At 50.5% G+C, this 10,458-nt stretch carries 9 protein-coding genes; 2 read left to right on the plus strand and 7 right to left on the minus strand.

The genetic code is table 11. From position 1 onward, the window contains the following. Positions 1–490 precede the first annotated feature (490 nt). The 5 genes from AC4MRN_RS12420 to tkt all read right to left on the minus strand — a co-directional run bounded on the left by AC4MRN_RS12420 (position 491) and on the right by tkt (position 7,100). Positions 491–1,642, minus strand: coding sequence for a GGDEF domain-containing protein (locus AC4MRN_RS12420; RefSeq protein ID WP_491203448.1), 1,152 nt, complete (start codon positions 1,640–1,642; stop codon positions 491–493). A gap of 149 nt (positions 1,643–1,791) precedes the next feature. Next, positions 1,792–2,688: a fructose bisphosphate aldolase gene (locus AC4MRN_RS12425; RefSeq protein WP_073320119.1), complete on the minus strand. Its 897-nt coding sequence runs from the start codon at positions 2,686–2,688 to the stop codon at positions 1,792–1,794. Between the two features lie 153 nt (positions 2,689–2,841). Further along, entirely contained in the window at positions 2,842–4,017 is a 1,176-nt protein-coding gene (locus AC4MRN_RS12430) for a phosphoglycerate kinase (protein ID WP_491203443.1), read from the minus strand. A 44-nt stretch (positions 4,018–4,061) separates the two neighbouring features. After that, on the minus strand, positions 4,062–5,078 hold the full coding sequence (gene epd / locus AC4MRN_RS12435; protein WP_491203444.1) for an erythrose-4-phosphate dehydrogenase: 1,017 nt from the start codon (positions 5,076–5,078) through the stop codon (positions 4,062–4,064). A gap of 30 nt (positions 5,079–5,108) precedes the next feature. Further along, positions 5,109–7,100, minus strand: coding sequence for a transketolase (gene tkt / locus AC4MRN_RS12440; protein ID WP_491203445.1), 1,992 nt, complete (start codon positions 7,098–7,100; stop codon positions 5,109–5,111). A 292-nt stretch (positions 7,101–7,392) separates the two neighbouring features. Here tkt and metK point away from each other — a divergent pair, with 292 nt between their 5' ends. Continuing rightward, positions 7,393–8,541, plus strand: a complete 1,149-nt coding sequence (gene metK, locus AC4MRN_RS12445) for a methionine adenosyltransferase (protein WP_073320130.1) — start codon at positions 7,393–7,395, stop codon at positions 8,539–8,541. A gap of 98 nt (positions 8,542–8,639) precedes the next feature. Here the strand turns inward: metK and AC4MRN_RS12450 are convergent, their stop codons facing one another. Further along, positions 8,640–9,140, minus strand: coding sequence for a CYTH domain-containing protein (locus AC4MRN_RS12450; RefSeq protein WP_073320133.1), 501 nt, complete (start codon positions 9,138–9,140; stop codon positions 8,640–8,642). 358 nt (positions 9,141–9,498) lie between these two features. On the opposite strand from AC4MRN_RS12450, the gene AC4MRN_RS12455 reads away from it, so the two are divergent. Further along, positions 9,499–9,999 carry a hypothetical protein gene (locus AC4MRN_RS12455; RefSeq protein ID WP_491203446.1) on the plus strand — a complete coding sequence of 167 codons (501 nt, stop codon included), beginning with the start codon at positions 9,499–9,501 and terminating at the stop codon, positions 9,997–9,999. Between the two features lie 19 nt (positions 10,000–10,018). Here the strand turns inward: AC4MRN_RS12455 and AC4MRN_RS12460 are convergent. Further along, positions 10,019–10,458, minus strand: a 440-nt coding sequence (locus AC4MRN_RS12460) for an aspartate/glutamate racemase family protein (protein ID WP_491203447.1), incomplete at its 5' end; no start/stop codon positions are given.

The raw sequence follows: 10,458 nt of genomic DNA on the forward strand, positions 1-10,458 counted from the left end.
AACCACCGCTGGATGTTTCCAAGATCCCGGATAAGTGTCATCCCGGGCTCGACCCGGGATCTTCGGGACGACGGATGGGAATATCGCTGGAGCGATTTCGGGACGACGGATGGGGACAAGCGCTTCGCGTTTACAGGACGACGTCTGAGTGGATACATCCTTTCCCCGTCATCCCGGGCTTGCCCCAGGACCTTGGCTTGCCCCGGGACCTACTCAAAAAGGCCGCGATCTAAAAACAACCACCGCTGGATGTTTCCAAGATCCCGGATAAGTGTCATCCCGGGCTCGACCCAGGATCTTCGGGACGACGGATGGGGATAAGCGCTTCGCGTTTCCGGGACCTTGGCTTGCCCCGGGACCTACTCAAAAAGGCCGTGATCTAAAAACAACTACCGCTGGATGTTTCCTAGGATCCCGAATATCGCTGGGGCGATTTCGGGACGACGGATGGAGATAATCGCTTCGCCTTTTCCGGGACGACGGACGTGCCCTAAACCGTAATCACCTGATTACGGCCTGCGGCTTTGGCGTTGTATAGCGCCTGGTCGGCTTCTTTTACGCTGCTGAAGAACTCGCTGTTGTGGGTCATTTCAATCACCCCAAATGAAGCCGTGAGCATAAGGTTTACTCCTTTGGCTTCAATTTCGGTTTCACTGATAACCTTACGCAACCGTTCAGCCAGTTCGGTGGCCTGATTGCGGTCGCAGTGCGGACTCAACACTAAAAACTCTTCACCGCCCATGCGGATCAATGTATCTTCGGCCCGCAGTTCGTCCTGAATAATCTTACAAAAACGCTTTAAGGCGATGTCGCCGACTACATGGCCGTGTTTGTCATTAATAGCTTTAAAGTGGTCGATGTCACAGGCCACCACCGACAAAATTTCGTTATTCCGCAACGCGTGTGCACTCAGTTTTGGCGCAATTTCGTAGAAGAAATGGCGGTTTTTGGCCCCGGTGAGTGGGTCGGTATGCACTTGTGTATGCAAGCGATTAACCAGCGAATGCAACACACTCACCGCAAACGACAACATAAACACCAGCATAAACACCAGTAAAATCGCGAAGGTTAAACTGTGGTGATGCACAATACTGGCGTCGAAGAAAATAAGGTAAATCGGCAAAATAGCGAGGAGTGTATAGAACACCGTAGACAACACGGCATAAAGCACTTTGTCGCCAAGGCTGTTGGTTGCCAGATAATATTTTACCCGGCGGATAGCCTGCCACACCGGAAACGCGACGCTTAACAATATAACCGTATTGGCAGTCCACTGAGGAAGGTAACCTGCCTGAAGCAGCAATGAACACAGTGCCACGCCCACCAGATGCAGCAGCACTAACGTTATTTGTTGGCGATTTAATGAATGCCCGTAGCGCTTAACAATGGTCATCATGAGCATGTATGCCGCTGAGAGAGACATCACATAGAACCCCATGCGACCGATGTCTTCGTAACCGGAGAAACGCACTGTCTGAAAGACTTCTACGAGCCAGCAGGCAGCCAGAAAAAGTCGGGCAAATACACCGGAACTGGCTTTTGTTTTATGGTTTGGAACGGGGAGTGAGAACGTGAATACCACGCCAATCAGGGCAACTATCCCCAGCAGCAAAGTCTGTGCTACCACATAATCATAATCCATCACGGTGACAACCTACTTTCTTTGTTATTGTATTGTTAAAAGCGATTACGGAATATACGCGAATGCAGTACAAATAACCAGCAGGATAATAAGGGGATAGCGTAGCGATATCGTGACGCCGACGAAACCGGCGTCACAGAGAGGCAGGATTAGGTTAATGAAGCCTGATAAATGGCTTCAATAGCGGTATCCAGTGTTGCTTCAAACTCGGCGTCGCTTTGTTGTGCCGATACGCCTTCGGTCAGTGCACGCGAGAAGCTCGCGATCATACCGTGGTTTTCAGCCAGTTTGGCATTGGCGTCGTCGCGGCTATAACCGCCAGACAGCGCTACCACTTTCAGCACTTTCGGGTGGTCCACCAACTCTTTGTAGAAATCGGCTTGCTCCGGGATAGTCAGCTTAAGCATGACTTTCTCATCGCCCAGCATGTTCAATTGCGCCAGAATTTCCAGCTTCAGCAGGGCTTCTGCTTCCGCTTTTTCAGGGCTGTTGATATCAACTTCAGGCTCAATGATAGGTACCAGACCTGCCGCCAGAATTTGCTTACCCACTTCAAACTGCTGCTCAACAACGGCTTTAATGCCCTCGTGATTAGCCAGTTTTACTACTGAACGCATTTTAGTCCCAAATACGTCCTGTGCGTTGGCTTTTGCTAACAGTTCGTCAAGACCCGGCATTGGCTTCATTAACTGAACGCCATTGGCTTCGGCTTCTAATCCTTTGTCGACTTTCAGAAACGGAACAACGCGCTTCTTTTGCCACAGGAAATTTGCAGAAGACAGACCTTCAATGTCACGGTCCAGGGTATTTTCGAACAAGATAGCGCCCAATACGCGCTCGCCAGAAAAGGCATTACAGGTAATGATACGGGTACGCATGGCGTGAACCATGTCGAACATTTCGTCGTCGTTAGCGTAAGCTGACTCGTCGATGCCGTAAAGTTTGAGGGCTTTTGGGGTACTTCCACCGCTCTGGTCCAGTGCGGCAATAAAGCCTCCCTGAGTGAGGATTTTATCAAGCATAGCTTGCTGTGCCTGTGATGCCATGTGCAACACTCCTTTCTTTTTCATGTACCGCGATTAAACGGCTGTAGGGTTACGAAAAATCGTTTGACCTGCTGATCCGTTAGCAGGCTGCCAGGCCCTGTGTTTATGTGTCACAGGTACCCGGCGGGGAAGATCTGCTGCGTTGCGTTGTTGTTATTTATTTTTTTCTTCGAGTACCGCAACGGCAGGCAGGGTTTTCCCTTCTAAAAATTCTAAGAAAGCGCCACCACCGGTTGAGATGTACGACACTTTGTCAGCAATATTGTACTTATCCACTGCCGCTAGCGTATCACCACCGCCGGCAATTGAAAACGCATTGCTCGCTGCAATGGCTTCTGACAGTGCTTTTGTTCCAGCTGCGAACTGATCGAACTCAAAAACACCAACCGGACCATTCCAAACAATGGTGCCCGCGTTCTTCAAAATGTCTTCAAGCGCAGCTGAGCTGTCCGGGCCGATATCAAAAATCATATCGTCATCAGCAACATCAGCAACGTTTTTCAGTTCTGCTGGCGTATCTTCAGCAAAAGCCTTACCGGTTACTACATCAGTCGGTACCGGAATATCACCGCCATTTGCCTGCGCCTGGGCGATCAGTTGTTTTGCTTCGTCAACCAGATCCATTTCAACCAGTGATTTACCCACATTGTGGCCTTGTGCCGCAATAAAGGTATTGGCGATACCGCCGCCCACAATCAATTGGTCTACTTTCTCTGCTAATGATTTTAACACAGTCAGTTTGGTAGACACTTTTGAGCCACCCACAATGGCGACCATCGGGCGAGCCGGATTATCCAGTGCTTTCGCCAGTGCAGCCAGTTCACCGGCCAACAATGGACCAGCCACTGCCTGAGGAGCAAATTTGGCAACGCCGTGAGTCGATGCCTGGGCGCGGTGAGCCGTACCAAATGCGTCCATTACAAACACATCGCACAGCGCGGCGTATTGCTTAGACAGGGTTTCGTCGTCTTTCTTTTCGCCTTTGTTAAAGCGCACGTTCTCTAAAATTACGCACTCACCGGCTGCAACGTCAACGCCATCCAAGTAGTCATTTACCAGTTTTACGTCGGTATCCAGCACGTCGTTCAGGTAGTCCACTACAGGCTGTAGTGAAAACTCATCCGCTGGCTCGCCTTCAGTCGGGCGTCCAAGGTGTGACATCACCATCACTGCAGCGCCTGCGTCGAGCGCGGCTTTAATGGTAGGCAGTGACGCTTTGATACGTGCATCTGAGGTGACTTTGCCGTCTTTTACCGGAACGTTCAGATCCTGACGGATCAATACGCGCTTACCTGACAAATCAATATCTGACATGCTTGGGATTGACATTGCTCTTCCTTATTAAATTAAAAGTAAAACCTAAAATGCGTTAATTAATGGCTGCCCACCTGATACATCGCCAGTGCCGTATCTAACATACGGTTTGCAAAGCCCCATTCGTTGTCACACCACACCAGGGTTTTCACCAGCTGCTTGTGACTCACGCGGGTTTGCGTACCATCCACAATACACGAATGCGGATCGTGATTGAAATCCACCGACACCAGGGGTTCTTCGGTGTAATCCAGAATACCGGCCAGCTTGCCGCTTCGTGCATTGCGAAGCGCGTCGTTTACCTGCTCAATCGTAACCTGTGCGGCTAACGTTACGCTTAAGTCCATAGCGGTAACGTTGATGGTAGGTACGCGCACGGCTATCGCTTCAAATTTACCGGCAAACTTCGGCAGTATCCGCTCTATGCCCCGGGCCAGTCGCGTGTCGACCGGAATAATCGACTGGCTGGCAGCGCGGGTACGGCGCAAATCCGGATGGTATGCGTCGATGACCTGCTGATCATGCATAGAAGAATGAATAGTGGTGATGGTGCCGCTTTCTACGCCAAAGGCTTCGTCGAGTACCTGAATCACCGGCACTATGCAGTTAGTGGTACAGGAGCCGTTAGACACCACGGTATGCTCCGGGCGCAGGGTGTCCTCGTTACAGCCAAAAATAATGGTGTTATCCATGTCGGGCGCACCGGGCTGGGAAAACAGAACTTTTTTAGCGCCGTTTTGAATGTGCAGTAAACCGCTGGCGCGGTCCTGATACTGCCCTGTACACTCCAGCACAATATCTACATCTAACTCTTCCCAGGGCAAGCCCTGAATATCGGACTGGTGACATAAACGAATACGGTCGCCGGCAACAATGAGGTCGTTACCGTCGCGTTCCACATGGCAGGCAAAGCGGCCATGTGACGTGTCGAATTTGAGCAAGTGCGCCATACCGGCCGGGTCGGCCAGTTCGTTTATAGCAACCACTTGCATAGATTGGTTGCGGCCACTCTCATAGAGTGCCCGCAGTACATTTCGGCCGATGCGGCCAAAGCCATTAATGGCTATTCTTACCATATGTTTTTACTAGCCTGCTGGCCAGGGCGTTTATAGCCCCAGCGCCGCCTCTACCACTGCCTCAACAGTAATATTGAAGTGCTTGAACAGGTCACCTGCTGGCGCAGACTCACCAAAGGTGTCCATGCCAATAATTGCACCGTTAAAGCCAACGTACTTGTACCAGCTTTCTTTAGACAGGGCTTCAACTGCTACGCGCTTAACCACGGCAGATGGCAGTACAGCTTCGCGATAGTCTGCATCCTGACGCTCGAATACGTCGGTAGATGGCATAGACACTACGCGGACCGCTTTACCCTGTTCGGTAAGTTGTGCCGCTGCATCAACCGCCAGTTGGACTTCTGAACCAGTGGCAATCAGAATAAACTCAGGCGTACCTTCACAGTCAACCAGTACGTAACCACCGCGAGCAATATCAGCAACTTGTTGTGCGTCACGCGCTTGTTGAGCCAGACCCTGACGGCTGAAGATCAAAGACGTTGGACCGTCGTTGCGCAGAATAGCTTGTTTCCAGGCTACGGCAGATTCGACCTGATCACACGGACGCCAGTTGTCCAGGTTTGGTGTAGCGCGCATCGCGACTACCTGCTCTACCGGTTGGTGAGTCGGGCCGTCTTCGCCCAGACCAATTGAGTCATGAGTGTACACAAAGATAACCGGTTGTTTCATTAGTGCGGCCATGCGTACAGCGTTACGGGCATATTCCATGAACATCAGGAAGGTTGCGCCGTAGGCTTTGAAACCGCCGTGCAGGGCAATACCGTTCATGATGGCAGACATACCAAATTCGCGCACACCGTAGTAGACGTAGTTACCGCTGGCGTCGTCTTTTTCTACGCCTTTGCTGCCCGACCAGATTGTCAGGTTTGAACCTGCCAGGTCAGCAGAGCCGCCCAGAATTTCAGGCAGTAACGGACCAAACGCATTCAGCGCGTTTTGTGACGCTTTACGGCTGGCAATGTTTTGCGCGTTTGCTTGCAAAGACGCAATGTATTCGTCGGCTTTCGCTTCGAAATCGGCAGGCAGGTCACCGGCTAAACGGCGCTTCAGTTCAGCGGCCAATTCAGGGTGTGCTGCAGCGTAATCATTGAACAGCGCATTCCACGCTTGCTCGGCTTCACCACCGTTGGCTTTGCCATCCCAACCAGCATAAATATCTGCAGGCACTTCAAATGGTGCGTGAGACCATCCCAGCGCTTCACGGGTCAGTGCGATTTCGTCATCGCCCAGCGGCGCACCGTGGCAGTCTTCTTTACCTTGTTTGTTTGGCGAACCAAAACCAATCACGGTTTTACAACAAATCAGGGTAGGTTTGTCACTTTGTGCTTTCGCCGCTTCAATAGCTGCGTTGATGGCTTCCGGATCGTGGCCGTCGATACCAGTAATGACATTCCAGCCGTAAGACTCAAAACGCGCAGGCGTGTTGTCAGTAAACCAGCCTTCTACTTCACCGTCGATTGAGATGCCGTTGTCATCCCAGAACGCGATTAGTTTGTTCAGACCTAAAGTACCGGCTAATGAACAGGCTTCGTGAGAGATACCTTCCATTAAACAGCCGTCGCCCATAAAGGCATAGGTGTAATGATCAACAACCGGGAAGTTGTCGCGGTTGAACTGCGCCGCCAGCACTTTTTCTGCCAGCGCCATACCTACGGCATTGGTGATACCCTGGCCCAATGGACCTGTGGTGGTTTCAACACCCGGTGCATAGCCATACTCTGGGTGACCAGGTGTTTTAGAGTGCAATTGGCGGAATTGCTTTAATTCGTTAATCGGTAAGTCGTAACCGGTCAGGTGTAACAGTGAATACAACAACATAGAGCCGTGACCATTCGACAGCACAAAGCGGTCGCGGTTCGCCCATTCCGGGTTAGACGGATTGTGTTGTAGGTGATCGCACCACAGCACCTGGGCAATATCTGCCATGCCCATAGGCGCACCAGGGTGACCAGATTTAGCTTGCTGGACGGCATCCATACTTAATGCCCGAACGGCATTGGCGAGTTCTCGACGAGAAGGCATGTTGTCTCCTGAAATAATGAGTGTTGCTGCGGCTCTTGGCGAAGTTGCAAACGAGACGACAGCGATTACGTCTTACACTGGGGCACGTATTGTCGCCCAGTGACTTATCCAGTTCAACGTGTTTTCTGTCTTAGTTGTGGGATTTCCGTAATTTTTGCAACGAAGAACTGATCCCTTGTGTCAAGTTAACGTAACAAATAGACCTTTAGACGTCCAGAAGTAAAGACTGGTATTTATTATTGTGCTTGCTACAATATAGAGATTCAGTTTTTCAAAATATTACGGAGACACCATGGCAGCGCGTTTATTTACATCCGAATCTGTGTCAGAAGGACACCCGGATAAAATTGCCGATCAAATTTCCGATGCGGTCCTCGATGCGATCCTTGAGCAGGACCCAAAGGCACGTGTTGCCTGTGAGACCTACGTAAAAACCGGTATGGTATTAGTCGGCGGTGAAATCACCACGTCTGCCTGGGTAGACATTGAAGAACTCACCCGTCAAACCGTACGCGACATTGGTTACACCCATTCAGACATGGGCTTCGATGCTGACTCATGCGCCGTATTAAACGCCATTGGTAAGCAGTCTCCTGACATCAACCAGGGTGTGGATCGCGCCAGCCCGGAAGAACAGGGTGCCGGTGACCAGGGCTTGATGTTTGGTTATGCGTCAGATGAAACCGACGTATTAATGCCTGCGCCGATTACCTATTCACACCGTTTGGTTCAACGCCAGGCCGAAGTGCGTAAGTCTGGCAAGCTGGATTGGCTTCGCCCGGATGCCAAAAGCCAGGTAACGTTTATTTATGACAACGGCAAGCCGGTTGGTATTGATGCAGTTGTCCTGTCTACCCAGCATTGTGACTCTGTTGCGACCGATACCGTGCGTGAAGCGGTAATGGAAGAAGTGATTAAGCCTGTATTACCTGCTGAGTGGATTTCCAAAGACACCAAATTCCACATTAACCCTACCGGCCGATTTGTAATCGGTGGCCCAATGGGTGACTGTGGTTTGACAGGCCGTAAAATCATTGTAGACACCTACGGCGGTATGGCACGTCACGGTGGTGGTGCATTCTCGGGCAAAGACCCGTCAAAAGTTGACCGTTCAGCCGCATATGCCGGTCGTTATGTTGCCAAGAACATTGTTGCAGCTGGCCTGGCTAAACGCTGTGAGATTCAGGTGTCTTACGCTATTGGTGTAGCAGAGCCAACGTCTATCAGCATTGATACCTTTGGTACTAGCAGTGTGGACGAAGCCACCCTGGTTGCGCTGGTGAAAGAGCACTTTGACCTGCGCCCTTATGGCTTAATTCAGATGCTGGATTTGGAGCGCCCTATTTACCGCCCAACAGCTGCCTATGGCCACTTTGGCCGCGACGCTTTCCCATGGGAAGCTACCGACAAGGCAGAAGCATTACGCAGCAGCGTAAAATAGAAATTCTTCGCGAAAATATTGATTCGCAAACAAAAAAGAGGCACTGGTTGCCTCTTTTTTTATGTGTGTTAATAACCTTAGGCGCTAACCGAGCGTGCTTAGTACTGGCAACTCACCATAGCCAGCGTGTCGGGCAAGCCGAACTTTGCCAGGTGAACATTTTGGTATTCACGCCGGTGAGTCACTTCAAATTCAGCGAAATCCGGTGGCAGAAATTGCCTGCTGTTCATTTCTGAGTCGAACTCAACCTCAACAAGCATCAACGGCTCAAGGTGACCCGCAAACACATCGAGAATAAGACTGTGGCCGAAAAAGCCGATGCGATAGCGCTGCTTTTCCACCCGCATGTGCTGCGTTAGCGGCCAAAGTTGTTCGAATTGCTCGGCGCTAATTGCCATTCGGGTATCCTGACGTTTATGTCCAAAACCCTGGCTGATGATCATGGTGTAGTTACCTCCTTCATCCAGGATGCGTACCTGACGCTCCCCATCTGACGAGATATACCCTTGCCTCACCTTTACTGGCTGACGGGTGTCTAACAATCCTTCAGGTAAAAAAGTAACGACAAACTTTCGCTCAATTTCCCATTCTGCACGCATAACTTAGTCCTCGTATACGAACGTGTTCCTGACTTTCTGCTGCGGTACTCCGCTCACCGCAAGATACTTTAACGTTAGTCCACAGAGGGTAATATTTCCAAGTCTCACGGTTGCAGACCGCAAGACTTTACTGCCTGCGTTGTGTTCAGCTTTTCTGCTTCCATTCAATAGGTTAGTGAAAATTCTAACTGCTGCTCAAAACACGTATGTAAGCACTAACTTGAGCCTTCATCGCGCATGGGTAAACGGCAAAAAAATAAATTCAAAAATGTGGAAATTATTTTTAGCGGGTTATTGAGATCCGACTGAATAACGCTATAGTTAATAAAAACACTCAACGAAAAACCGGAACGTTTTAATGCCACTGCGCCGCGCAATCTTATTGTGTTTGGCCGGTAGTTTTAGTAGTCCTCTGCTGGCAAATCAACCTGCTTTTTTACCAGAATCTCCGCTGGTAAGTGCGCCTGCGGACAACGCCCAGTATTTCATTAAGTACCAAAATGCCCGGTTACCGAAATGGCGCTTCGATATTCGGATGAACAGTCGAAGTAACCCTTACGTTCCCACCATGTTGCCACGTGTTGACCTATTGGATTTGGCTGCTGTCAGTCTGTCGGCGCGTAGAGCGGTGACCTCCTCGTCTACCCAGTGGGTTTACGCAACCTTACGTAACACACAGTATTTCCTGAACCCGCAGGCTGCGGCCTTGCCGATAACGGGCCATAATGCCACCGCGGCGGGTGTAGGCTGGCAATTCGGTGAACCTTATGGATTTGGATTAGCCGTAGGCTATGAATTTCGTTATGTCGGTGACGAGAACAATAACTCCCTGGTAATGGGTGTGCATTATTATTTCTAACCCACCCCGGTCAGCCGTCTCAATTGGGATTGCTACTCAGCATGAAGTCTACAGCGCTCTTTGCATGTAACGCTGTAGTGTCCAATACCGGTAATGACGAATCCTGGGGAGCAATCAACAAACCGATTTCGGTACAACCTAATATAACCGCCTGCGCCCCGCGTTGTTTTAGCTGTTCAATAATGCGCTGGTATTGCTGTCTTGCGCTATCGAGCACTTTACCCTGACACAATTCGTCGTAAATAACCTGATGAACAATGCGGCGATCTGCCTCGTCCGGAACCATCACGTCTAACCCACCCGCACTCAGGTGATCTTTCAGAAAAGGTTGCTCCATGGTAAACGCCGTACCAAGCAAAGCTACCCGTTGATACCCCTGCTCTTTACAGGCGACGATAATGGCGTCACCAATGTGAATAACGGGGATCTGCACCACTTCCGTGATATTCGCGGCGACTT

The organism is Marisediminitalea sp., assembly GCF_984433645.1.

Bases quoted from the DNA above. Each gene is read 5' to 3' on its own strand.
- AC4MRN_RS12420 (WP_491203448.1), bottom strand. From the start codon at position 1,642: ATGGATTATGATTATGTGGTAGCACAGACTTTGCTGCTGGGGATAGTT.
- AC4MRN_RS12425 (WP_073320119.1), bottom strand. From the start codon at position 2,688: ATGGCATCACAGGCACAGCAAGCTATGCTTGATAAAATCCTCACTCAG.
- AC4MRN_RS12430 (WP_491203443.1), bottom strand. From the start codon at position 4,017: ATGTCAATCCCAAGCATGTCAGATATTGATTTGTCAGGTAAGCGCGTA.
- epd (WP_491203444.1), bottom strand. From the start codon at position 5,078: ATGGTAAGAATAGCCATTAATGGCTTTGGCCGCATCGGCCGAAATGTA.
- tkt (WP_491203445.1), bottom strand. From the start codon at position 7,100: ATGCCTTCTCGTCGAGAACTCGCCAATGCCGTTCGGGCATTAAGTATG.
- metK (WP_073320130.1), top strand. From the start codon at position 7,393: ATGGCAGCGCGTTTATTTACATCCGAATCTGTGTCAGAAGGACACCCG.
- AC4MRN_RS12450 (WP_073320133.1), bottom strand. From the start codon at position 9,140: ATGCGTGCAGAATGGGAAATTGAGCGAAAGTTTGTCGTTACTTTTTTA.
- AC4MRN_RS12455 (WP_491203446.1), top strand. From the start codon at position 9,499: ATGCCACTGCGCCGCGCAATCTTATTGTGTTTGGCCGGTAGTTTTAGT.